At 67.0% G+C, this 19818-nt stretch carries 21 protein-coding genes and 1 pseudogene; 7 read left to right on the top strand and 15 right to left on the bottom strand.

Going from position 1 to position 19818, the window contains the following annotated elements:
* Nucleotide 1: 1 nt before the first annotated feature.
* The 6 genes and pseudogenes from PWP93_RS34610 to gltA all read right to left on the bottom strand — a co-directional run bounded on the left by PWP93_RS34610 (nt 2) and on the right by gltA (nt 6354).
* Nucleotides 2-388, bottom strand: coding sequence for a response regulator transcription factor (locus PWP93_RS34610; protein ID WP_421048026.1), 387 nt, complete (start codon nt 386-388; stop codon nt 2-4).
* Between the two features lie 151 nt (nt 389-539).
* Complete coding sequence (locus PWP93_RS34605) at nt 540-1133, bottom strand: hypothetical protein (RefSeq protein ID WP_421025537.1); 594 nt, start codon at nt 1131-1133, stop codon at nt 540-542.
* 13 nt (nt 1134-1146) lie between these two features.
* A complete protein-coding gene (locus tag PWP93_RS34600; RefSeq protein ID WP_421025538.1) occupies nt 1147-1734 on the bottom strand; it encodes a YSC84-related protein in 588 nt (195 codons plus the stop codon).
* Nucleotides 1735-1877: 143 nt separating this feature from the next.
* A complete protein-coding gene (locus PWP93_RS34595) occupies nt 1878-2336 on the bottom strand; it encodes a glycine zipper domain-containing protein (protein ID WP_421048025.1) in 459 nt (152 codons plus the stop codon).
* A 314-nt stretch (nt 2337-2650) separates the two neighbouring features.
* Nucleotides 2651-4921 (bottom strand): glycogen debranching N-terminal domain-containing protein, encoded by a 2271-nt coding sequence (locus tag PWP93_RS34590; protein WP_421048024.1) that lies wholly within the window; start codon nt 4919-4921, stop codon nt 2651-2653.
* A 132-nt stretch (nt 4922-5053) separates the two neighbouring features.
* Nucleotides 5054-6354, bottom strand: a pseudogene (gene gltA / locus PWP93_RS34585) (citrate synthase).
* 3 nt (nt 6355-6357) lie between these two features.
* On the opposite strand from gltA, the gene PWP93_RS34580 reads away from it, so the two are divergent.
* The gene (locus PWP93_RS34580) at nt 6358-6546 is read left to right on the top strand and encodes a hypothetical protein (protein WP_421048023.1); all 189 of its coding nucleotides are present in this window, start codon (nt 6358-6360) and stop codon (nt 6544-6546) included.
* 123 nt (nt 6547-6669) lie between these two features.
* Nucleotides 6670-7071 (top strand): hypothetical protein, encoded by a 402-nt coding sequence (locus tag PWP93_RS34575; RefSeq protein ID WP_421025541.1) that lies wholly within the window; start codon nt 6670-6672, stop codon nt 7069-7071.
* Nucleotides 7072-7161: 90 nt separating this feature from the next.
* Here the strand turns inward: PWP93_RS34575 and PWP93_RS34570 are convergent, their stop codons facing one another.
* The gene (locus PWP93_RS34570; protein WP_421048022.1) at nt 7162-7806 is read right to left on the bottom strand and encodes an alpha/beta hydrolase; all 645 of its coding nucleotides are present in this window, start codon (nt 7804-7806) and stop codon (nt 7162-7164) included.
* Nucleotides 7807-8166: 360 nt separating this feature from the next.
* Between PWP93_RS34570 and PWP93_RS34565 the strand changes: the two genes are divergently transcribed.
* Nucleotides 8167-9753, top strand: a complete 1587-nt coding sequence (locus PWP93_RS34565; RefSeq protein WP_421048021.1) for a DHA2 family efflux MFS transporter permease subunit — start codon at nt 8167-8169, stop codon at nt 9751-9753.
* A 37-nt stretch (nt 9754-9790) separates the two neighbouring features.
* Here the strand turns inward: PWP93_RS34565 and PWP93_RS34560 are convergent, their stop codons facing one another.
* Both PWP93_RS34560 and PWP93_RS34555 read right to left on the bottom strand, forming a co-directional pair.
* Complete coding sequence (locus PWP93_RS34560) at nt 9791-11035, bottom strand: NAD(P)/FAD-dependent oxidoreductase (RefSeq protein ID WP_421048020.1); 1245 nt, start codon at nt 11033-11035, stop codon at nt 9791-9793.
* Nucleotides 11036-11075: 40 nt separating this feature from the next.
* Nucleotides 11076-11894, bottom strand: a complete 819-nt coding sequence (locus PWP93_RS34555; RefSeq protein WP_421048019.1) for an ABC transporter substrate-binding protein — start codon at nt 11892-11894, stop codon at nt 11076-11078.
* 128 nt (nt 11895-12022) lie between these two features.
* On the opposite strand from PWP93_RS34555, the gene PWP93_RS34550 reads away from it, so the two are divergent.
* The 4 genes from PWP93_RS34550 to PWP93_RS34535 all read left to right on the top strand — a co-directional run bounded on the left by PWP93_RS34550 (nt 12023) and on the right by PWP93_RS34535 (nt 15262).
* Complete coding sequence (locus PWP93_RS34550) at nt 12023-13063, top strand: ornithine cyclodeaminase family protein (protein WP_421048018.1); 1041 nt, start codon at nt 12023-12025, stop codon at nt 13061-13063.
* Nucleotides 13060-13707: a helix-turn-helix transcriptional regulator gene (locus PWP93_RS34545; RefSeq protein WP_421025547.1), complete on the top strand. Its 648-nt coding sequence runs from the start codon at nt 13060-13062 to the stop codon at nt 13705-13707. Before PWP93_RS34550 ends, PWP93_RS34545 begins: the two co-directional genes overlap by 4 nt.
* 74 nt (nt 13708-13781) lie before the next feature.
* Nucleotides 13782-14705 carry a glutaminase gene (locus PWP93_RS34540; RefSeq protein ID WP_421025548.1) on the top strand — a complete coding sequence of 308 codons (924 nt, stop codon included), beginning with the start codon at nt 13782-13784 and terminating at the stop codon, nt 14703-14705.
* A 50-nt stretch (nt 14706-14755) separates the two neighbouring features.
* The gene (locus PWP93_RS34535; RefSeq protein ID WP_421048017.1) at nt 14756-15262 is read left to right on the top strand and encodes a GNAT family N-acetyltransferase; all 507 of its coding nucleotides are present in this window, start codon (nt 14756-14758) and stop codon (nt 15260-15262) included.
* A 33-nt stretch (nt 15263-15295) separates the two neighbouring features.
* Here the strand turns inward: PWP93_RS34535 and PWP93_RS34530 are convergent, their stop codons facing one another.
* The 6 genes from PWP93_RS34530 to sufC are packed head-to-tail and all read right to left on the bottom strand — an operon-like array spanning nt 15296 to nt 19812.
* The gene (locus PWP93_RS34530; protein ID WP_421048016.1) at nt 15296-15628 is read right to left on the bottom strand and encodes a non-heme iron oxygenase ferredoxin subunit; all 333 of its coding nucleotides are present in this window, start codon (nt 15626-15628) and stop codon (nt 15296-15298) included.
* A gap of 1 nt (nt 15629) precedes the next feature.
* Entirely contained in the window at nt 15630-15986 is a 357-nt protein-coding gene (locus PWP93_RS34525; protein WP_421025551.1) for an SUF system Fe-S cluster assembly protein, read from the bottom strand.
* Between the two features lie 13 nt (nt 15987-15999).
* Entirely contained in the window at nt 16000-16473 is a 474-nt protein-coding gene (gene sufU, locus PWP93_RS34520; protein WP_421048015.1) for a Fe-S cluster assembly sulfur transfer protein SufU, read from the bottom strand.
* Nucleotides 16470-17723: a SufS family cysteine desulfurase gene (locus tag PWP93_RS34515; RefSeq protein WP_421048014.1), complete on the bottom strand. Its 1254-nt coding sequence runs from the start codon at nt 17721-17723 to the stop codon at nt 16470-16472. Before PWP93_RS34515 ends, sufU begins: the two co-directional genes overlap by 4 nt.
* Complete coding sequence (gene sufD / locus PWP93_RS34510; protein WP_421048013.1) at nt 17720-19054, bottom strand: Fe-S cluster assembly protein SufD; 1335 nt, start codon at nt 19052-19054, stop codon at nt 17720-17722. Before sufD ends, PWP93_RS34515 begins: the two co-directional genes overlap by 4 nt.
* Entirely contained in the window at nt 19051-19812 is a 762-nt protein-coding gene (gene sufC / locus PWP93_RS34505; protein WP_421025555.1) for a Fe-S cluster assembly ATPase SufC, read from the bottom strand. The genes sufD and sufC overlap by 4 nt, the downstream gene beginning before the upstream one ends.
* Nucleotides 19813-19818 lie beyond the last annotated feature (6 nt).

Raw genomic sequence — 19818 nt, 5'->3', positions numbered from 1 at the left:
CTCAGGCGTCCGGATCCTCGTCGAGCACGGCGCGCACAGCGTCGATGAGGTCCGATTCGTCGAACGGCTTGCACAGATAAGCCAGCGCGCCCCCTGCGCGCGCCTGCTCGCGCACACGCGGTCCGTCGTAAGCCGTAATGATGATGACGGGCAGACCGGTGCCCGAGAGGCGCTGTTGCACGTCGAGGCCGCTCAGCCCCGGCATCTGGAAATCGAGAATCACGCAGGCCGGCCGATACGGGGGCATCGCCTGCAAGGCCTCGAGAAAGGCCTCGCCGCTCGTGAAAACAACGGCCTCGATGCCCGCGGACTTCAACAGACGCCCAATCGCGCGCCCAACCGATTCTTCGTCGTCCACGATCGCCACAGATTGACTCGAAGCGCTCATTCGATTCACCAGGACGAAGCCGGTCCGGGCATTGGTCGCTTCCGAGCCATCAACGCCTGGCGATCTGCGGCTAGATGTAGGGTCGCGGCCGCGCATGTGCATACCCAGCATGCGCGGCGCACCTGACTGCTTCGCTAATGCGGTTCCTGCGCTACTTCGTGTTAAGCGGCTGGACCGAGATGGCCAGGGCCTCGGTGTATACGGCCTCGACCTGGTCGCCCTTCTTGATGTTCGCCAGCTGGGCGGGGTCTTCGACCATCACGTCGACGGTGTTACCCTCCGGCCCCTTGAGCGTGACGGTCTTGCTCTTCGGGTGGACGGCCACCACGTTCGCCACCACCTTCACTTGCCGGGCGACGGTACCGCCTGGCGACGCGCCGCTTGCCGCGCGCTCGATCGTGGGCGCCGGCGCATCGACCGAAGCCACCCCGTTGCCGCCCTTCTTCAGGCTCAGCGAGAGGGCCTCGCGATACGTCGCGGTGACCTTGTCGCCAATCCTGAGCTGATCGAAATTGCGGGCTTCCTCGCCGACCTGAACCTCGAAGGTCTTGCCGTCGGAGCGCTTGAGCCTGACAACGCGTGTTGCGGGGTCGACGTTCAACACCTCCGCCGTCACCGTATGCACGCCCATGACCTTGACCTTGCCCGGCGCTTTCGCCACTGCCACGTCAGCTTGTCCCTGTGCGCATACCAGCTGGGCAGCACCCATGAGCATCGCGGCGGCCAACAGTTTTAACTTCTGCATGGATCTCTCCGTTCTACAGATTGAGCTTCGTCACTTTGGCGCCCGACAGCGACGCATCCGCCATCAGCCCGGTGTTGGTCATCACGAACGCCAGCACAGGCGCCGTTGCGGTTCGCGTATCGATGCTGCCGTTCGCGCCCAGCTTGACGAGCGAAACCTGCACATCGCCGCCGACCGACCAGCCCGACGAATTGCGGAATTTGTCGAGCGCTTCCTGCGTCATGAACAGGTAGACGATCGCCGTCGACTGCGCGCCCGCCTGGAATCCGAACGACGCCGCCGCCGTGCTGTAATAGCCGGAGGTCATGCCGCCCACGCGCAAAGAGCCTTCCCCATACGCCGCGCCGGCAATGAAAGCGGCCTTGACGACGGAAGGAAACGCGAGCACGCCGCGCGATTTGGTCACCAGCTCCTGCGCGCCTTTCACCGTCGCGTACAATCTCGACATCGTGCTGTCCACGGCGGCATCGATCTGCTGACGCTTCAACGCGTCGGTTGTCGGGCTCTCGCCGCTGCTGGTGGTCGTGCTGCAACCCGAGATGGCCATGCTCACCGCAGCGGGCATCAGCGCAGCCCTAAGCACAAAAGTCCTTCGATTCATTAGCGTCCTCCGATTGGCTTCAAAAGCCCCGCAACGCACGCTTCCATCACGGAGCTGACGTTTCGCGCTGCCGCTACTGTGGTCCTATGATGTCAAATGCAAACGAAAGGACCTATCGGACCTTGGTCCTACATCTGGCTGGGCTACTTGATCGTGTAGCCGCGCCCTTCCATGCAGGCGCCGAAGGCGCGATTGAAGGTATCCATGGCGCCCTGCGACTGGGCTTGCGCATTGGCCTGCGCGTTGCGCTGATTCTGGCGCGCCCGCGCGCCGCCGACCATCGTGCCGCCTACCGCGCCAATGGCCGCGCCCTTGCCGGCATCGCCCGCGATCGCGCCGATCACCGCGCCGCCCGCCGCGCCGCGCGCCGCGCCGCCGCCCCGCTCGCCGCCGCCGACGGCCGGCCCGGAAGGCGCAGGCGCGGCGGACAACTGCTTGGGGTCGATGCCGGTATTGCTCTTGGCCCACGAGTAACACGCACTTTGGTCCTTCTGCTGCTGCGCCTGGCTTTGGCCCTTCGCCGGGTAGACGATCGGCCCGGCGCTCGCGAGACTCGCCGGCAGCAGTCCCGCGACAACGATGACACGGATGAGGCGTTTCATACACAAGCCCACGATGCCTCCCCGGCTCAATGCCAGGTAGAACGAACGATGATCGGAAAAAAGCCGTCGCTCGCGGAGTTTGCCCGCCGCGACGGCCCGCCGTACGTAGAGGGGATGAGACACCCTCTGCTCTTCAGCATGGGATGGCCGCCTGACCGGGACAATCGGACCAAAGTCCTATTTGCGTAAGCAACTGCGCCTGCGTAAGCGACTGCGCCGGCCGAAGCTGCCGGGGGGCCAGAGTGCCAGACCGGTCCGGCATCGCCGTGTTCCAGCCCGGCGCCGAAGCGCTGCAAGCGCCAGGAGATGCAACTTCACAGCACCGCGACGACCTTCACGTCGCTGCGATCCGCCGATGCCACCACCTTGCCGTCGACGCGCCGGAACGTGAGCGTTACCGCGGCGTTGCCCACGCGCAGATCGCCCACTTCGAGCCAGTCGATGCCGTCGGGCAGCATGGGCTGCTCGACGCGCACTTCGTGGCGCGCCGCGTCGATGCTCACGCCGAGGCACGCTTCGAGCATCATGAACGGCGAACCCGCGGCCCATGCCTGCGGCAGGCACGCCACCGGATACGCGGTGGGCGGCTCGCCGCGGCGCTGCGGGAAGCCGCAGAACAGCTCGGGCAGGCGCATGTCGAACGTGACCGCGGCCTCGAACAGCGCCTGCAACAGCCGCACGGCCGCTTCCTTGCGGCCGTAGCGCGCGAGCCCGCGCGCGCATAGCGCATTGTCGTGCGGCCAGACCGAGCCGTTGTGATAGGCCATCGGGTTGAAGCGCGCCTGGCCCGCCGCCAGCGTGCGCACGCCCCAGCCCGTATGAAACAGCGCCGACTCCAGCACGCCGGCCACGGCGCGCCCGCGTTCGTACTCGGGCAGGCCGAAGGCCAGCAGATGCCCCGCATTCGACGCGAGCACGCGGCACAGCTCGCCGTGGCCGTCGAGCGCGATGCCGTAGAACCCGGAGTCCGCCATCCAGTACTTGTCTTCCACGCAACGGCGAATCTTGGCGGCGCGGGCCGCATAGCGCGCGGCGTCTTCAATGAGGCCGCGATGGGTGGCGAACTTCGCCATCGTCTCGAAGGCCGCGCTCGCATAGGCCTGCACTTCGACCAGCGCGATCGGGCCATCGGGGAAGCGGCCATCGGCATGGAACACCGAATCGTGGCTGTCCTTCCAGCCCTGGTTCGCAAGGCCGCCTTCCGACTCGCGCTTGTAATCGAGCAGGCCGAGCGGATTGCGCTCGCATACGCCCGCGACCCAGCCCGCCGCGCGCTCGAGCGCAGGCCACAGCTCGTCGATGAGCGCCAGATCGCCGGTGCGCTCCGCATAGGCGCCCGCCAGCACGACGAACAGCGGCGTGGAGTCCACGCCGCCGTAGTAGAGCGCGAACGGCACTTCGCCCGTGGCGGCCATTTCGCTCTTGCGCATCTCGTGCATGATCTTGCCGACTGCCGCATCGCGGAACGCCGAGTCCTCCAGCGCCTGATGCGCCGCGAGAAAACGCAGCACGCCGCTCGCCAGCGCGGGCGTGAGCCACAGCGTCTGCAGCGACGTGATGATCGCGTCGCGGCCGAACGGCGTAGAGAACCATGGAATGCCCGCATAGGGATACGGGCCGGTGGGCAGATCGGTGGTGAGCAGGCCGAGGTCGGCGATCGAACGGTTGATCCACGCATTGAAGAGCGGATTGCTCGAACGCACGTGCGCCGCCGCGCGGCGGCGCTCGCGCATCACGATGTGCGCGTCGACCAGCGCGGCGCGCACGGCCGCGCGGCCCACGCGCGATTCCTTCGAGTCGGCAAGGCAATTCGGCGCCTGGATGATGCCCGCGCTCGACGCGCCGGACGCGGCGCCTGATAGCGGCTCCACTTCGATGGCCACCGTGAGGTAAACCGACACGCACGCCTGCGCGGGCAGCGCCACGGTGAAGTCGGCGCGGTCGGCGAAGAGCTTGTCCGGCGCGGGCGAGAATTCGATGCGCACGCGCCGCGCGACTTTATCGAGGCCGATATATTCGAGCCGCACCTCGCCGTCTTCCACGCGCGGCGGCACGACCGTGCCCTGCCGCTCGCGCTTCAGGCCGCGCACCTCGAACATGTCGCGGAAGTCGCTCGCGAACGAGATCGACAGCGGCACGACCGCTTCCTGGGTGCCGTAGTTCGTGAGCTCGATGGCCTCGGTCATCATGGTGCCCGAGAGCACGCGCTCGCGCTCGACGTGAATCACGCCCTCGGGCGTGGTCGAGCCGCCGAGCGGCGGCAGCGGGCGGTTGGTCAGATGCGCGGTGAATGCCGTATTGTCGCTGCTCACGCTGCCCGAGAGCAGCGACGGCCTGCGCCCGCCGAAGGTGAGGCGCAGCGACGACAGCACACGCGTGTCGTTGACGAACAGACCATCGTCCACGCCGGTGATGTCGCCTTGTGAATCGTTGACGATGAAGGTGTCGCCCGACTTGAGCACGTGCTGATCCGCACTTGCGATCTCGGGTGTTTCAGGCGCGATAAATGCGCTATCGGTTTCGTGAACGGGATGGTCCACGCCGCCCTCGCGGGTGACGCCACCGAGTGATTCGGGATCCTGCATCGCGTGCCTCCTGGTCGGTTCGCGCTGGCTCGATTGCCACGATTGTAGTGGCTCGAGCGCCTGGCCTGCGAAAGCTTTGTCCGAACAGGAGGCCGCAGGTTCACTGCAGTTTCACCGCGGCGCGATGCGCAATCAGCGCGCGGCGATCGGCGTGGCCTCGCGCGAGGTTTCGCCCACGAAAGCTGACGCGGACGGCCGATCTTCTGCTCGGGGTCGGCGATCATTTCGTTCCACTGCGCGATCCAGCCCACCGTGCGCGCCATCGCGAAGATGCAGGTGAACATCGACGTGGGGATGCCCAGTGCGCGCTGCACGATACCCGAGTAGAAGTCGACGTTCGGGTACAGCTTGCGCGACACGAAGTATTCGTCTTCCAGAGCGATCTTTTCGAGCGCCATGGCGAGCTTGAACAGCGGATCGTCGTGCAGGCCGAGCTCCTCGAGCACTTCGTGGCACGTTTCGCGCATGAGCTTCGCGCGCGGATCGTAGTTCTTGTAGACGCGGTGACCGAAGCCCATCAGCTTCACGCCCGAGTTCTTGTCCTTGACCTGCTTGATGAACTCGGGGATGTTGTCGACCGAGCCGATCTCTTCGAGCATGTTCAGCGCGGCTTCGTTCGCACCGCCGTGCGCCGGGCCCCACAGACACGCGATACCGGCCGCGATACACGCGAACGGATTCGCGCCCGACGAGCCCGCGAGACGCACGGTCGAGGTCGAGGCGTTCTGCTCGTGGTCCGCGTGCAGGATCAGGATACGGTCGAGCGCGCGCACCAGCACGTCGTTGACCTTGTACTCCTCGCTCGGCGTGGAAAACATCATCTGCATGAAATTCGCGCTGTACGAGAGGTCGTTGCGCGGATACACGAACGGCTGGCCGATCGTGTACTTGTACGCCATGGCGACGAGCGTCGGCAGTTTGGCGATCATGCGGATCGCGGACACTTCACGGTGCGTCGGATCGTTGATGTCGAGCGAGTCGTGATAGAACGCGGACAGCGCGCCCACCGCCGCCACCAGAATCGCCATCGGATGCGCATCACGGCGGAACCCCCGGAAGAAAAAGTGCATCTGCTCGTGAACCATCGTGTGGTTCGTGACCATCGCAACGAATTCGTCTTTTTGCTGCTGCGTGGGCAGTTCGCCCTTCAGCAGCAGGTAGCAGGTCTCGAGGAAGTCGGCGTTCTGCGCGAGGTTGTCGATCGGGTAGCCGCGATAGCGCAGCTCGCCCTTGTCGCCGTCGATGTAGGTAATGGCCGAGTTGCACGCCGCCGTCGACATGAAGCCCGGGTCATACGTGAACATGCCGGTCTGGCCGTACAGCTTGCGGATGTCGATCACGTCCGGGCCCGTCGTGCCCTTGTAGACCGGCAGTTCAACGCCTTTTGCGTGGCCGGGGATCGTGAGTGTGGCGTGGGTCGTTGCATCGATCATGACTTGTCCTTGCATGGTGTATTTCCGGCCGCCTGGCTGCAAGACCTGCTGCAAAATCTGCCGCAACAATCGTTGCAAACCACCTTGCGACCGCACGCCGCATTTTACGGCGCAGCGCAACATCCATTGATAGCGATGCCAGCAACAATGCCTCTCCTGACCAGCAATATTGCAGGCTTTCAACAGCCTTAACATCGATTATTGCAACAATATTTTGCTTGCGCAGTGCAACATGGGGCCGATTCGCTCTGACATACTGCCTCGCATGCCGCGCCCTCTCCGGTCGGTGTGCACAACATGATGAGGAATCAACAGATGAACATTTCGGTCGATACCCTGTTCGCAGAGGACGAGCTTGCAGAAGACGCCGCCGTCACCGCGCTCAATCACCAGGACATCGTGGTCGCGCTCTCGGCGGCGCTCGCATCCGAACGCGTGGCGGTGCTCCACATGCTCTACCCGCGCACCGACGCGCGCACGCACCGCAGCCTCGACGCCCTCGTCGATGTCCTGCACGGCCACGGCCTGCACGAGGTCGCGCAACTCGTCGCGCAGGAAGCGCACTACCTCGTGTTCAAGGATCCGGTGAAGGCATGGAAGGCCTTTCACGAGATCCGCAACGACTCGCTGGCCATCGGCGTGCATCTCTACTACGCGGGCCTCGTGGGCGAAGCCGCCGAGCACAAGCTCGACGCGCATGCGCATGGCCGCGAGTAAATTCGGACTGCCATATTTCCGGAATGTGCTGGAAGGACCGCGCGGCGCGCCATCATGGGTCGCGCTGCGCGGCGTGGTGAAGCGAAAGCGCTATCCCAGCGCCCGCACCAGCGCGTCGCGCCCGAGCATCGCGCCTTGCGCCGTAATCGTATGACCCACGCCCGGCAGCGCGAACGCCGCCACGGCATAACCCGCGTCGCTGAACGCGAAAGCAGCGCGCTCCAGCTCCATCACCGGTATCACATCGTCGTCCTCGCCGTGCACGAGCGTGATCGGCGTGCGGCTCTTCGCGACGACCGGCGTGACGAGACGTCCCGCGTAGGCGACCACGGCCGCCGCCCCCTCGGGCTGCGTCGCCGCGTGGTATAGGGACATAATCGCCCCCTGCGAGAAACCCACCAGCGCGAGGCGCTCGAAGCCGAGCCCCCAATGCGCGAGCTCGCTGACAAGACGCTGCTCCAGCACCGGCGCCGCCGCCGCCACACGCGCGGCGCGGTTGGCCTCATTCACATCGCGCAGCGTGAACCACTGCCGCCCGCCAAAGCCGCCGTCGAACGGCTCGTTGCCGTCGAGCGAGGCGAACGCGACGCCTGGCAGCGCCTCGCGCCAGGCGTCGGCTAGCGGCATCAGATCGCGCGCATTGCTCCCCACGCCGTGCAGCAGCACGACGAGCGCGCGCGCCGCGCCTTCGGCCGGCGCGAGACGCCAGCCGCCATCGAATGGTTCCCAACTCATGGTCTTGACCCCCTGTCGTCTTGCCGCGGCTTTGCTGCCGCCATTTTTCCGCTGCTTGCGCCACCGACTTCGCCACCGACTTCGCCCGCTAGCGCCGATAGACCGGACTGCCGCCAGCATACGCCGCCTTTGCGGCCCGCGTATGCCCGCCCTGCGCCGCCCGTCAAACGAAAGGCAAGTGTAATGACATCAACGCGGGCGCGGCCAGACGAAGTCCCTGCGCCGCCTGGGGATGCTTTCACGCCCGCCCATGCCGTGGCGCGATTGCGGGTATCCTTGCCGCACATCCGGTCCGCCGCGCGAGTCCGCGCGCGCATTGCCCCGCTCCCCCCGCTGCCCCAGCATTCGCGGAGAAGATGCTTGAACCAGCCCGCCGCCCCATCGGCCTCGCCGTCCGCGCCGCCCCCCGCGCCGCCGCCTCCGCTCCACGGAGGCAAGCTGCTCCTTGGAACCGTCGCGGTCTCGCTGGCAACCTTCATGAACGTGCTCGACACCTCGATTGCCAACGTGGCCATCCCGACCATCTCGGGCGACCTCGGCGTCTCGGTGGACGAAGGCACGTGGGTCATCACGGTGTTCGCGGCGGCCAACGCCGTGTCCATTCCGCTCACCGGCTGGCTCACGCAGCGCTTCGGCCAGGTGCGCCTGTTCGTGTGCTCGATCCTGTCGTTCGTGCTGGCTTCGTGGCTGTGCGGGATCGCGCCGACCCTGCCGATCCTGCTCGTCGCGCGCGTCTTGCAAGGCGCCGTGGCGGGCCCGCTGATCCCCCTCTCGCAGGCCATCCTGCTGGGTTCCTGGCCGCGCGACAAGTCGGCCAGCGCGCTCGCGTTCTGGGCGATGACCACCACTGTCGGCCCGATCGCGGGTCCCGCGCTGGGCGGCTGGATCACCGACAGCTACAACTGGTCGTGGATCTTCTACATCAACATTCCAGTGGGCCTGTTCGCCGCCTCGATCGTGTGGTCGATCTATCGGCGCCGCGAATCGGCCACGCGCAAGCCGCCCATCGACGTGGTGGGCCTGGGTCTGCTGATCGCCTGGGTCGCTTCGCTGCAGATCCTGCTCGACAAGGGCAAGGACCTCGACTGGTTCGCCTCGCCCGTGATCGTGACGCTCGGGATCGTCGCGCTCGTGAGCTTCGCGTTCTTTCTGGTGTGGGAGCTCACCGAGGAGCATCCGATCGTCGACTTGCGGCTCTTTTCGCAGCGCAATTTTCTGGGCGGGACCATCGCGATCTCGGTGGCCTATGGAGTGTTTTTCGGCAATCTGGTGCTGCTGCCGCAATGGATGCAGGAGTACCTGAACTACCGCTCGGTGGATGCGGGCCTCGTGACCGCGCCGCTCGGCATCTTCGCGCTGCTGCTGTCGCCCGTGGTCGGACGCGTGCTGCCGCGCACCGACGCGCGCATGATCGCGACGGCCGCGTTCGTGCTGTTCGCCGTGGTGTTCTTCATGCGCTCGAAGTACGTGATCGAGATCGACACCTGGCATCTCGTGCTGCCCACGCTGCTGCAAGGCGTGCCGATGGCGCTGTTCTTCGTGCCGCTCACGGCGATCATCCTCGCGGGGCAGCCGCCGCAGCGCATTCCCGCCGCCGCGGGGCTGTCGAATTTCGTGCGCGTGTTCTGCGGCGCCGTGGGCACGTCGATCGCGACGAGCGCGTGGAACAACCGCACGATCCTGCACCACGCGCGCCTCACCGAGCAGGCTTCGGTCAACAACCCGATCTTCATGCAGTCGATGACGCAGACGCAGGCCGCGCTGCATCTGAGCGAACCCTCGGCGCACACGCTGTTCGATTTCCAGCTCTCGACCCAGGCCGCGATGATGGGCCTGAACGACATTTTCTATATCTCGGCGATCATCTTTCTCGCGATCATTCCGCTCATCTGGATCACGAAGTCGACGAAGGGTTCGGGGGGCGGCGGCGCGGCAGGCGCGCATTGAGCCTGCCGCGTCGAGCGCGTCGCTCGCATCGATCGCGCTACGCGAACCGATGCGGCAAATAAGGCCTGGGATCAGTGAACGGCGTCTCGCCCATGATCTGCTCCGCCACGAGCCGCCCCGACACCGGTCCCAGCGTGAGCCCGTGGTGGTTGTGCCCGAACGCGAACCACAGCCCCGCATGACGCGGCGCGGGCCCGAGCACCGGACGCATATCGGGCGTGCACGGGCGCATGCCCATCCACGGCGTGTCGTCGAGCCGCTTGCCGAGGCCGAACATGGGCCGCGCCGCGCGCTCGGCCGCGTCAAGCTGCGCGTAGTTGGGCGGCCGCCCGCGCTCGGCCAGCTCCACGCCGGTGGTGAGCCGCAGGCCGCGCTTCATCGGCGCGACTACATAGCCGCCCTCGATATCCACCACGGGACGCGTGAGCGGCGCGCCGGCCTCGCTGGCGTAATGCATGTGATAGCCGCGCTTCGGTTTGAGCGGCACGCGATAGCCGAGCGGCCCCGTCACGAGATCCGACCACGGCCCGAGCGCCACGACGGCCAGTTGCGCCGATAGCGGCCCCGCATCGGTTTGCACCTGCCAGCCGCTGCCCTGCGCGCGCAGCGTGAGCGCATCGCCCTGCGCGAACGCGCCGCCTTCGCGCAGGAACAATTGCGCGTAGCCCTTCACGAGCGCGCCGGGGTCGGCCACGCTGGCCGGATCCATCCAGTGCAGCCCGCCCGCATAGCCCCCCGCGAGCGACGCCTCCGCCGCGCGCAGTCCCGCCGCATCGAGCGCCGCCATGTGCAGCCCGTGCTGCGCGGCCACGCGCTGCGCGTCCTCGCGTTCGCGCTCGAATTGCCTGGGCGAGCGGTATGCCTCGATCCAGCCGACCGCGCGCACGAGCGGGCGCAGCTCCGTTCTTGCAATCAGCGCATCGTGCTCGGCAACTGAGCGCGCGATGAGCGGCAACATATCGCGCGCCGCGCCCGCCAGCCGCGCCGGCGCCGACTCGCGCCAGAACGTCGCGAGCCAGCGCGCGTACGCGGGCAGCGAGCGCACGTCGTAGCGCAGCATCGTCGAGTCGTTGCGCATGAGCCGCAGCAGCATGCGCCAATCGCGCGGAAAGCCATACGGCACCACCGACGACGCCTCGATCAACCCCGCGTTGCCGAAGCTCGTTTCCTCGCCGGGCTCGCGCCGGTCGACCAGCGTGACGCGCACGCCGCGCGCCTGCAGATGCAACGCGACGCTCACCCCGACGATGCCCGCGCCCAGCACGATTGCGTCCTTGCTCATGCGGCTCCTCTGGAAGTCATGGATGGGATTGCGGCGCGCATCACTTCGCGATGATGTCGCGGCCGAAATACTTCATGGAAAGCTTCGTGAGCGTGCCGTCCTTGCGCAACGCGTCGAGCGCCGCGACTACCTTCGCCTTGAGCGCCGCATCGTTCTTGCGCATGCCGAAGCCGGTGCCCTCGCCGAGCGTGGCGGGGTCCTTGAGCGGCGCGCCCGCGAAATCGAAATCCTTGCCTTGCGGCTTCGACAGAAAGCCGTCGGTGGCAGTCTGCACTTCCTGGACCGCGCCGTCCAGACGGCCCGCGGCCAGATCCGCGAAAATCTGGTCCTGGTTTTCGTACGTGACGATCGACACGCCCTCGGGCGCCCAGTGCTTGCGCACGTAGTCTTCCTGCGTCGATCCTTGCAGGACGCCGATGTGCTTGCCCTTGAGGCTCGCCGGCGTGGGCTGCAGCCCCGCGCCGCGCCGGGCGACCATCTGGATCGGCATCACGTAGATGGCAGGCGTGAAGTCGATCTGCTGACGCCGCTTGTCGGTGATGTTCATCGCCGAATTGATGGCGTCGAACTTGCGCGCCTCGAGCGCCGCGATCAGGCCGTCGAAGCTGTTCTCCACCCACGCGCACTTCACCTGCATGCGCTGGCAGACCGCATTGCCGATGTCGATGTCGAAGCCCTGCAGCTCGCCCGACGGCGTCTTGCTCTCGAACGGCGGGTAGGACGCCTCCACGCCGAAGCGCAACGTCTGCGCGCCCTGTGCATGCACCGCGCCCGCCGTCATGCCGAGCCCCGCGCCCAGCAAGCCTGCCAGGCCCGCAAGGCGGACCGCTCGCGCGTAGCGAATCATCTTCGTATTCATCGTCGTCACCATAGTCGTTAAGAGATCGGCGGCGCCGTTCGTGAAGAAGTCCCGCGCCACGATGCGAATATAGACGAAAAATAAAAATAAAGTCTAGAATGGACAAAAATGTCTACATGGAGCACGGCATGACCGATACGTCCCTTTCCTGCGCGAACGCCGCAGGCCCAGTCGACGCGCAACTCGACGCACAATTCGAGGCACAACTCGCGGCGCCGTTCATCGCCGACGCCGCACAGGTGCGCGCCGCGCTGCCCGCCCTCGATGTGCGCGGCGTGCTCGCGCAGATGTTCGCCGCGCTCGGCCGTGGCGAGGCCGTCCAGCCGCCGCAGACGCTCGCACTGTTCCCGCAGGACGCGGGCGACTTCATCACCTACCTCGGCGTGCTGTCCAGCGCGGGCGTGTTCGGCGCGAAGCTTTCGCCGTATATCGCGGGGACTCAGGGGGCCAGGCCCATCGTCACGGCCTGGACCGCGCTGATGTCGATGCAGACCGGCCAGCCGCTGATGTGGTGCGACGCCGCGCTGCTCACGACCGAGCGCACGGCGGGCACGACGGCGCTCGCCATCGACCGGCTCGCGCCGCGCGACGCGCGCCGCCTCGCCGTGATCGGCGCCGGCGCGGTGGCGCTCGCGCACATTCGCCACGCCGCGCCGCTGCGCGCGTGGGACAGCATTCGCGTGTACTCGCCGGGGCTCACCGCCGACACCGGCCGCGCCGCGAGCGTGCGCGCCGCCGACGCCCGCGCGAGCCTCGCCGCCACGGCGCGCGAATGCGTCGAAGACGCCGATGTCGTGATGCTCTGCACCTCGTCGGGCAAGCCGGTGCTCACGCTCGACGCGCTCACGAAGCCCGCGCTGATCACCTCGATCAGCACCAACGTCGCACAGGCGCACGAGATCGATCCGGCCGCGCTGCCCGCGCTCGACGTGTATTGCGACTACCGCCGCACCACGCCATCGAGCGCCGGGGAAATGGTGCTGGCCGCGCGCGAGCACGGCTGGTCGCCGGACGCGATCGTGGGCGACCTTGCAGAGCTCTCGAACGACGCCTGCCCGCGCCCGGACTACGCGCGCCACGTGTTCTTCCGCTCGATCGGTCTCGGCCTCGAAGACATCGCGATCGCCCACGCGCTCTATACGCATCTGCGCGGAGCGGCACGCCCATGAAGAAGCCGCCCGCCCCCGCGAAGACGCCGCGCGAGCGGCTGCTCGAACGCTACGCGCACGTGGCCGACAGCATCACGACGCTGTTCTTCCCGTTCGCCGAAGTGGTGATCCACGATCTCGCGGACCAGACCGTGGCGTACCTGTCGAACAATCTCTCGAAGCGCGAGATCGGCGACGACTCAGCGCTGGAAGACGTCGAGGAAACCACCCGCAACAAGCTGCTGGGCCCCTACGAAAAAGTGAACTGGGACGGCCGGCGCATGCGCTGCGTGAGCACGGCGCTGTTCGACGACGAAGGGCGCGCCACAGGCGTCATGTGCATCAACTTCAACATCGCCGCGTTCGACGACATGCAGGCGACGCTCGACCTGTTCCTGCGCGGCTCGGGCGTGATCGCGCAGCCCGAGGAGCTGTTCAAGGACGACTGGCAAGAGCGCATCAACACGTTTCTGCACGGCTGGCTGCGCGAGCGCCAGGTGGCGCTCAACTCGCTCACGCGCGAGCACCGGCGCGAGCTGGTGGAGGCGCTGCATGCCGAAGGCGCGTTCAAGGGCAAGAGCTCGGCGAACTACGTGGCGAAGGTGCTGGGCATGGGGCGCGCGACGGTGTACAAGCACTTGCGCGAGATGAAGGGCGACGCCTGACGAGAAGCCGGACACGCAAACCGCGCACGCCGTGCGCTATCATCGCGTTCCTTGCTCACGGGCGTCATCCGGCCATGGACCATCCAGACTATCAAGCGATCCTCGAACAGATCCATCGCGACATCGCGCCATGGCGCACCGCCGGCCGTGTCGCCGACTACATTCCCGAACTCGCCAAAGTGCCCGCCGAGCGTTTCGGCATGGCGATCGTCACGCTCGACGGCACGGTGTATGCGATCGGCGATGCGCACGAGCGCTTCTCCATCCAGAGCATCTCCAAGTTGTTTGCCTGCACGCTCGCGTTCCAGTTGCTCGGCGATGCGCTCTGGGAGCGCGTCGGCCGCGAACCCTCGGGCAATGCGTTCAACTCGCTCGTCCAGCTGGAGACCGAGCGCGGCAAGCCGCGCAATCCGTTCATCAACGCGGGCGCGCTCGTGGTCACCGATGTGCTGTGCCGCCGCTTCGTCGGCGCCGAGACGGCGCTGGTGCAATTCGTGCGCCGGCTCACGGGCGCTGCCGATCTCGACTATGACCTTCGCGTCGCGAGCTCCGAGCTCCAGCATGCCGAGCGAAACCGCGCGATGGCGCATTTCATGGCGAGCTTCGGCAACCTGAAGATGCCGCCTGAAACGGTGATCGAAGCGTATTGCCGCCAATGCGCGATCGAGATGAATTGCGTCGAGCTGGCCACCGCCGCGCTCTTTCTCGCCAACGGCGGCGTCGCGCCGGTCCCGGGCGAACGCATTCTCGACGCGAGCTCCGCCAAGCGCCTGTCCGCGCTGATGCTGACCTGCGGCACCTATGACGCCGCGGGCGACTTCGTCTATCGCGTGGGGCTGCCGGCGAAAAGCGGCGTGGGCGGCGGCATCGTCGCGGTGCTGCCGGGAGAGATGGCCGTATGCGTCTGGTCGCCGGGGCTCGACGCGAACGGCAACTCACTTGCGGGGGTGAAGTCGCTGGAATGGTTGACCACGCGGACGGGGCAGTCGATTTTTTGAGGGGGATCGCACCTGTTCGCACCCTGTAACGCACGCGCAGACTCGCCACCATGTCCTTCGAAATCCGCCCCGAAACCCCCGCCGACCTTCCCGCGATCCACGCGCTCACCGCAGCCGCCTTTCTGCACGCGGCGCACACGAGCCACACGGAGCACTACGTCGTCGACGCGCTGCGCGCCGCCGGCGAGCTCGCGGTCTCGCTCGTAGCCGTGCAAGGGGATGAACTCGTGGGGCATGTCGCGCTGTCCACCGTGGCGCTTTCGGATGGCAGCACAGGATGGTTCGGGCTGGGGCCGCTTTCGGTCGCGCCTTCACACCAAGGGCAAGGCATCGGCAGCCGGCTCGTCGAGCAGGCGCTCGACGCGTTGCGCGCGCGCCACGCGGCGGGCTGCGTGCTGCTCGGCGACCCGCGCTACTACCGGCGCTTCGGCTTCACGCCCGAGCCCGCGCTGGTGCTGCCCGGCGTTCCCGCCGAATTTTTCCAGGCGCTCGCGCTGCGCGGCAGCGTGCCGGCGGCCAGCGTGCGATACAGCGAGGCATTCGAGGCACGCGCCTGACGCGGGAACTGCGGATGAAATAGCAGCGGCGGCTCAAAAACCGCTCTCGTCCCACCGCGTGTCCCGCACCTGAACGATGCCGCCCTCCACGCGCACCGCGAACACCGCCACGTCCTCATAGGCGGGCGGCGCGAGAACCTTGCCGGTTCTGATGCAAAAGCGCGCGCCATGCCGAGGGCAGATCACCTCGTCGCCCTCCACCGCGCCGCCGGTCAGCACGCCGCCATCGTGCGTGCAAACGTCTTCGATCGCGTAGCAGGTGCCGTCGAGATTGAACACCGCGACCTGCGCGCCCTCGACATTCACGCTGCGCACCGCGCCCGGCGCAAATTCGGCGCAAGGCGCCACGTCGACCCAGTCGGCCATGTCAAAGCATCCCCAATTCCAGACGCGCTGCCTCGGACATCCGCGCCCGCGTCCACGGCGGATCCCACACCAGCTCGACCCGCACCGCGCTCGCGCCCGCCACGTCGAGCACACTGTCCTCCACGATCGACGGAAAGGTTTGTGCAACGGGGCACCCCGGCGCGGTCAAGGTCATGCGGATCGCCACCTGGCCGCTTTCCTCGTCGACGTCGAGCCCATAGACGAGCCCAAGATCGTAGATGTTGACCGGTATCTCGGGATCGTAGACCGTGCGCAGCGCATCGATCACGCGCGCGCGAAAGTCGCCGCCGCTGCCCTGCGCGTCGTCGCGTTCGGGCAAGTCGTCTGGGGGTTTCATGGTTCGCCTCGCGTCATTCCGTGGATACCGTGGATGGCGTGGATAGCGGGTCGCCTTCGTCGCGCAAGGCGGCGCGCAACGTGTGCCACGCAAGCGTCGCGCACTTGATGCGCGCCGGAAACTCGCGCACGCCCGCGAGCACCGCGAGCTTGCCGAGCCCGGCCTCGTCGTCGAGCGGCCGGTCGGCGGGCGCTGTCGCCATCGCGTGAAAGCGCTCGAACAGCGCGTCGACCTCGGCCTCGGTGCGGCCCTTGAGCGCCTCGGTCATCAGCGAGGCCGAAGCGGTCGCGATCGCGCAGCCCGCCCCCTCGAAGCCGACATCCTTGACGATGCCGTCCTCGACGCGCAGATACAGCGTGATGCGGTCGCCGCACAGCGGGTTGTATCCTTCGGCCCGACGATTCGCGCCCGGCGGCACATGGCAGTTCCGCGGCCGCCGGTAGTGGTCGAAAATCGTTTCCTGGTATAACTCGCGAAGCTCGCTCATAGCGGAAACATCTCCTGCACGCGCGCAACGCCCTCGACGAGCGCATCCACATCGGCGCGCGTGTTGTAGAGCGCGAACGATGCGCGCACCGTAGCCGGCACGCCATAACGCGCCATCACCGGCATCGCGCAATGATGGCCGGTGCGCACCGCCACGCCGCACTGATCCAGAATCGTGCCGATATCGTGGGCGTGCGCGTGCGCCATCACGAACGACACGATGCCCACTTTCTCCTTCGCCGTGCCGATCATTCTCAGGTTCGGCACCTCGCGCAGCGCATCGCTCGCATAAGCGAGCAGATCGGCCTCGTGCGCACCCGCGACTTCCACGCCGATCGCACTCACGTAATCGAGCGCCGCCGCCAATGCAATGGCGCCCGCGATATTCGGCGTGCCGGCCTCGAAGCGCCACGGAATCACGTTGTATTCGGTCTTTTCGAAGCTCACGCTGCGAATCATGTCGCCGCCGCCTTGCCACGGCGGCATCGCCTCCAGCAAGTGCGCCTTCGCGTAGAGCGTGCCAATGCCGGTCGGCCCGTAGACCTTATGCCCGGAAAACACATAAAAATCGCAATCGAGCGCGGCCACGTCCACAGGCAAATGCGCGATCGCCTGCGCGCCGTCGATCAGCACCGGCACGCCGCGCGCGTGCGCGAGCTCGATCAGCCGCGCAATGGGGTTGATGGTGCCGAGCGCGTTCGATGCGTGCGTGATCGCGGCCATGCGCGTGCGCGGGCCCAGCATCCGCTCCCAGGCGTCGATGTCGAGCGTGCCGGTGTCGTCGATGGGCACGACCTTGAGCGCCGCGCCGGTCTGCGCGCAGACCATCTGCCACGGCACGATATTCGAGTGGTGCTCCATCGCGCTGATGAGAATCTCGTCGCCGGGACCCGCGCGGGGCCGGACATGGCTCTGCGCCACGAGATTGATCGCCTCGGTGGTGCCGCGCACGTACACGATCTCTTCGGCACGCGCCGCATGGATGAACCGCGCGATGCGCAGGCGCGCGCCTTCATAGGCATCGGTGGCGCACTGCGAAAGCAGATGCACGCCGCGATGCACATTCGCGTTCGCCTGCTCGTAATACGCGCGCTCCGCCGCGATCACGGACTCGGGCTTCTGCGTGGTCGCGCCGTTGTCGAGATACACGAGCGGCACGCCGTGCACGCGTTCTCGCAGAATCGGAAAGTCGCGCCGCCAGCGCGCCACCGTTTCCTCGTCTGGAATCCTTACGGGTTCGACCGGTTTCATGCGAGTCCCCGCAGATGCTCGCCGCCAGGCACGCGCGCGAGCAACATTTGCGTGAGCCGCTTGCGCAGCGCGGCGCTTTCCACGCGGTCCACGCAGGCGCGCGCGAACGCCCACACCAGCAGCGCGCGCGCCACGCGCTCTTCGATGCCGCGCGAGCGAAGGTAGAACAGCGGCGTCTCGTCGAGCTGGCCCACAGTCGCGCCGTGCGTGCATTTCACGTCGTCGGCGTGAATCTCCAGTTGCGGCTTCGTGTCGATTTGCGCATCGCGCGAGAGCAGCAGATTGTCGTTGCCCTGGTGCGCGTCCGTCTGCTGCGCGTCCGGGTGCACGATCACGCGCGCGTCGAACACGCCGTGCGATGCGCCGTCGAGCACGCCGCGGTAGTACTCGCGGCTCGTGCCGCGCGGCTGCGCATGATCGATGCGCGTATGGTGGTCCACATGCTGCCGCGCGCCCACCAGATACAGGCCGTTCAGATCGGCGCGGGCATCGGCCGCTTCGAGCCGCGTCTCGATCTGCGTGCGCGAGAGCGCGCCGCCGAACGCGAACGAATGCGAGGTGAAGCGGCTCGCCCGCCGCTGCGCAACATCCACATCGGCAATATGGAACGCGCTGCGCGCTTCCTGCTGGATGCGGCAATGCTCGACCTCGGCTTCGCTGTCCGCGACGATCTCGGTGGCGACGTTGACGAAATACGGTTCATCGGCGATTCCGGCGAACTGCTCGACGATCGCGCAGCGCGCCCCCCGCTCCGCCTGCACGACATTGAACGGATGCATCGCGAGGCCCGCTTCATCGGCGAAAAACAGCACATGGAGCGGCGCGCTCATCACCGCGCCTGCCGGCAGCACGACCACGTAGCCGTCGCTGAGGAACGCGCCGTTCAGCGCCGCGAAGCCGTTGCGCAACTCGCGCCGCGCCATCACGGCATGGAGCCGCCCTGGCATCTCGCGCATCGCCTGGCGCAGGCTGCCCACCCAGGCGCCCTCGGGCAAGTCGGCAAGCCGGGAAAGCTTCGGCACGCAGCGGCCGTTCACGAACACGAGGCGACTCGCGGCTTCATCCGGCACGAGATCGCCCACCAGCCCGGCGATGCCGCCCAGGTCGGCGGGCGCGGGATGCGCGGGCGCGAAATGCCAGCACGGTTGGGCGATGGGCGTCACGTTGGTGTACTTCCACGCTTCGAGCTGCGTGCCCGGAAAGCCCAGCGTCTCGAAGCGCTCGAACGCGTGCCGCCGGGCGCTGCGCAGCCACGGCAGCTCGACGCCCGGCAGCGTCTTCACCGTTGCGCGGAAAGCGTCGCGGTAATAGTCGCGCAGCGCTTCGCTCATGGCTGCTCCTCGCGCGATTCGCGACTGAGCCAGCCGTAGCCCTTGCGCTCCAGTTCGAGCGCGAGTTCATGCGGTCCCGAGCGCACGATGCGCCCCTCGGAGAGCACGTGGACATGATCCGGCACCACGTAATCGAGCAGGCGCTGATAATGCGTCACCAGCACGATGGCCCGGTTCGGGCCGCGCATCTGGTTGATGCCGCGCGCGACCACCTGGAGCGCGTCGATGTCGAGGCCCGAATCGGTTTCGTCGAGAATCGCCAGGCGGGGCGCGAGCACGGACATCTGCAGCACCTCGTTGCGCTTTTTTTCGCCGCCCGAGAATCCCTCGTTGACGCCGCGCGAGAGCAGGCTTTCGTCCATCTGCATGTCGGCGAGCTTCTGCTTGATGAGCGCGAGAAATTCCATGGCGTCCAGTTCCGGCTCGCCGCGCGCCTTGCGCTGGGCATTGAGCGCGGCCTTCAGCAGATATGCGTTGCTGACACCGGGAATTTCCACCGGATACTGGAAAGCGAGAAAGACGCCCCGGCGCGCTCGTTCGTCGGGCGCGAGCGCCAGCAGGTCCTCGCCGTCGTAGAGCACGCTGCCGCCCGTCACCACGCACGGTGCGCGCCCGGTCAACACATGCGCGAGCGTGCTCTTGCCCGAGCCGTTCGGGCCCATGATCGCGTGAACCTCGCCGGCATTCACGCGCAGATCGACGCCGCGCAAAATCGGCTTGCCGTCCACGTCGACACTCAAATTGCGGATATCGAGCATCCTGTT

The sequence above is a fragment of the Paraburkholderia sp. A1RI-2L genome (assembly GCF_048957375.1).
Classification (GTDB): Bacteria; Pseudomonadota; Gammaproteobacteria; order Burkholderiales; family Burkholderiaceae; genus Paraburkholderia.
Note: the sequence above shows the minus strand (reverse complement) of the source record. Positions and strands in the feature narration are given on the sequence as shown.

What these genes read in the sequence shown, in the direction of transcription:
- PWP93_RS34610 (WP_421048026.1), bottom strand. Translation starts at nt 388, where the DNA reads ATGAGCGCTTCGAGTCAATCTGTGGCGATCGTGGACGACGAAGAATCG.
- PWP93_RS34605 (WP_421025537.1), bottom strand. Translation starts at nt 1,133, where the DNA reads ATGCAGAAGTTAAAACTGTTGGCCGCCGCGATGCTCATGGGTGCTGCC.
- PWP93_RS34600 (WP_421025538.1), bottom strand. Translation starts at nt 1,734, where the DNA reads ATGAATCGAAGGACTTTTGTGCTTAGGGCTGCGCTGATGCCCGCTGCG.
- PWP93_RS34595 (WP_421048025.1), bottom strand. Translation starts at nt 2,336, where the DNA reads ATGAAACGCCTCATCCGTGTCATCGTTGTCGCGGGACTGCTGCCGGCG.
- PWP93_RS34590 (WP_421048024.1), bottom strand. Translation starts at nt 4,921, where the DNA reads ATGCAGGATCCCGAATCACTCGGTGGCGTCACCCGCGAGGGCGGCGTG.
- PWP93_RS34575 (WP_421025541.1), top strand. Translation starts at nt 6,670, where the DNA reads ATGAACATTTCGGTCGATACCCTGTTCGCAGAGGACGAGCTTGCAGAA.
- PWP93_RS34570 (WP_421048022.1), bottom strand. Translation starts at nt 7,806, where the DNA reads ATGAGTTGGGAACCATTCGATGGCGGCTGGCGTCTCGCGCCGGCCGAA.
- PWP93_RS34560 (WP_421048020.1), bottom strand. Translation starts at nt 11,035, where the DNA reads ATGAGCAAGGACGCAATCGTGCTGGGCGCGGGCATCGTCGGGGTGAGC.
- PWP93_RS34555 (WP_421048019.1), bottom strand. Translation starts at nt 11,894, where the DNA reads ATGAATACGAAGATGATTCGCTACGCGCGAGCGGTCCGCCTTGCGGGC.
- PWP93_RS34550 (WP_421048018.1), top strand. Translation starts at nt 12,023, where the DNA reads ATGACCGATACGTCCCTTTCCTGCGCGAACGCCGCAGGCCCAGTCGAC.
- PWP93_RS34545 (WP_421025547.1), top strand. Translation starts at nt 13,060, where the DNA reads ATGAAGAAGCCGCCCGCCCCCGCGAAGACGCCGCGCGAGCGGCTGCTC.
- PWP93_RS34540 (WP_421025548.1), top strand. Translation starts at nt 13,782, where the DNA reads ATGGACCATCCAGACTATCAAGCGATCCTCGAACAGATCCATCGCGAC.
- PWP93_RS34535 (WP_421048017.1), top strand. Translation starts at nt 14,756, where the DNA reads ATGTCCTTCGAAATCCGCCCCGAAACCCCCGCCGACCTTCCCGCGATC.
- PWP93_RS34530 (WP_421048016.1), bottom strand. Translation starts at nt 15,628, where the DNA reads ATGGCCGACTGGGTCGACGTGGCGCCTTGCGCCGAATTTGCGCCGGGC.
- PWP93_RS34525 (WP_421025551.1), bottom strand. Translation starts at nt 15,986, where the DNA reads ATGAAACCCCCAGACGACTTGCCCGAACGCGACGACGCGCAGGGCAGC.
- sufU (WP_421048015.1), bottom strand. Translation starts at nt 16,473, where the DNA reads ATGAGCGAGCTTCGCGAGTTATACCAGGAAACGATTTTCGACCACTAC.
- PWP93_RS34515 (WP_421048014.1), bottom strand. Translation starts at nt 17,723, where the DNA reads ATGAAACCGGTCGAACCCGTAAGGATTCCAGACGAGGAAACGGTGGCG.
- sufD (WP_421048013.1), bottom strand. Translation starts at nt 19,054, where the DNA reads ATGAGCGAAGCGCTGCGCGACTATTACCGCGACGCTTTCCGCGCAACG.
- sufC (WP_421025555.1), bottom strand. Translation starts at nt 19,812, where the DNA reads ATGCTCGATATCCGCAATTTGAGTGTCGACGTGGACGGCAAGCCGATT.